At 70.2% G+C, this 1,647-nt stretch carries 2 protein-coding genes; one reads left to right on the forward strand and one right to left on the reverse strand.

Annotated features, from left to right (window positions below; genetic code table 11):
* Positions 1 to 44: 44 nt before the first annotated feature.
* Complete coding sequence (locus AB0H87_RS41565; RefSeq protein WP_360159308.1) at positions 45 to 407, forward strand: hypothetical protein; 363 nt, start codon at positions 45 to 47, stop codon at positions 405 to 407.
* A gap of 35 nt (positions 408 to 442) precedes the next feature.
* On the opposite strand, the gene AB0H87_RS41570 is transcribed toward AB0H87_RS41565, so the two are convergent.
* Positions 443 to 1,647: polymorphic toxin-type HINT domain-containing protein (locus tag AB0H87_RS41570; protein WP_360159311.1), on the reverse strand; the 1,205-nt coding region annotated here is incomplete at its 5' end.

Below are 1,647 nucleotides of genomic sequence, written 5' to 3' on the forward strand. Positions count from 1 at the left end.
GGCCGCGAGCGTGACCGTGAAGGCGAACGTGGTGCTGCTCCCGGGTGCGAGCGACTTCGGGGACCCAGGTAGCGGTCAGCGTCAGCGGCGCCAAGTCGGAGAGCTGGCTCGACGCCAACATCGACAACCCGTTCATGGACTGGGTCGAGGACTCGAAGCCGTTCGGCGCCGCGGCGTGCAAGGCGTACGCGAAAGCGGTCAAGGCCCTCGACGCCGCCGACTCGCCGGAGCGGACCGAGGCGGCTCTGCGCGGGTTCGTCGCGGACCTGAACGCGGTCCAGAAGAAGTACGGCCTGATCGACACGATGAACCGCGAGCACGCCGCCGAGGTCTTCACCGACCTGGCGGCGCGGGCGGGCGTCCCCGAGGACAGCGCCGAGGCCTGGTTCGAGGACCGCAACTTCTGAGGGGCCGGCGCGAACGCCGACCCCTCAGATCCGTGCTACGGGCAGTTGGTCCCCTTGACCCGGTTGAGCAGCCGGCCACCCGGACCGCCGAGTCGGGCGATGAGCCGGCATTCCATCAGCTCGAGCGTCCGCCCGCTGGCGTCGGTCTTGTAGAGCGTCACACCGATGATGTCGTCCTTCGAGTAGCCCTCCCGCTTGAGCGCGCCCTTCTTCGAACGCGTCCAGTGCTTGGGCACCCGGGTCTTGAACGTCTGCTTGTCGGTGATGCCGACGTAGATCTTGTCGTTCTTCAGATGCAGGATGTAGATGCCGCGCGAGTCGTCGAGGATCGACGTCGGGTCGCAGCCGATCTTGGTGACGCGGGTGCTGCGGTTGTGGACGAGGACCGGGGTGTCCCCCGCGAGCACGTAGTACGTCTGGAGGTCGTCGACGGACAGGTTGTAGGTGACCTGCTTGCCGTGGTACGCCCGGACCGCTCCGACCTGGACGTACGTGCCGGCCGAGGTGCGCAGCAGCTCACCGGGCCGCAGGTCCGCGGCGTCGACCCAGCGGCGCTGGGTGGCCGACCAGAACGGATGGTGGTCGGTCGCCGTGATCGTGTCGCGGCCCCCGCCCGAGGTGGACACCGTGACGTCGACGTACTCCTTGTCGCTGTCGGTCCGGATCGTGTGGGTCACCGACCGGGCCTCGCTGCGGCCCGACACCGGATCCGTGGCCAGGACCGTGTCGCCCGGCTGCACCGCTTCGATCGGCTTGCTGCTGCCGTCGGCGAGCAGGACCGCCGTGCCGGCGACGAAGCTGTTCCCGACCGGGCAGGTGCCGCCGGCGGCGGACCCGGCGTCGCCCGCGGCCTTCTTGGTCGCCGCTTTCGCCTTGGCGGCCAGGGCCTTGGCGCGTTCCGCGGCCTCCGCGGCCGCCTTCTTGGCCGCCGCTTCCGCCGCCGCCTTGGCCGCCGCGGCCTTCTGCGCCGCTTCCCGTGCGGCCGCCGCGGCCGCTGCCTTGGCCGCCTCGGCGGCCTTCTCGGCGTTCTTCAGGATCGCTCTGGCCCAGTCGAGCTCCTTGAACCAGGTGATGACCGCCTTGCCGGCTCGGAAGATCGCCTCGCCGATCTTCTTCGCCTTGAAGATCTTGCCCCAGGGCAGCGCACCGATGACCGCCATCGCGCAGGCACCGAGGTCGCCCTTGACACCCGACGAACGGCTCGCCGGCGGCCCGCAGATGGTCGAGGTGTCCCGCGACG

It is taken from the genome of Asanoa sp. NPDC050611 (genome assembly GCF_040654855.1).
GTDB lineage: Bacteria > Actinomycetota > Actinomycetes > Mycobacteriales > Micromonosporaceae > Asanoa.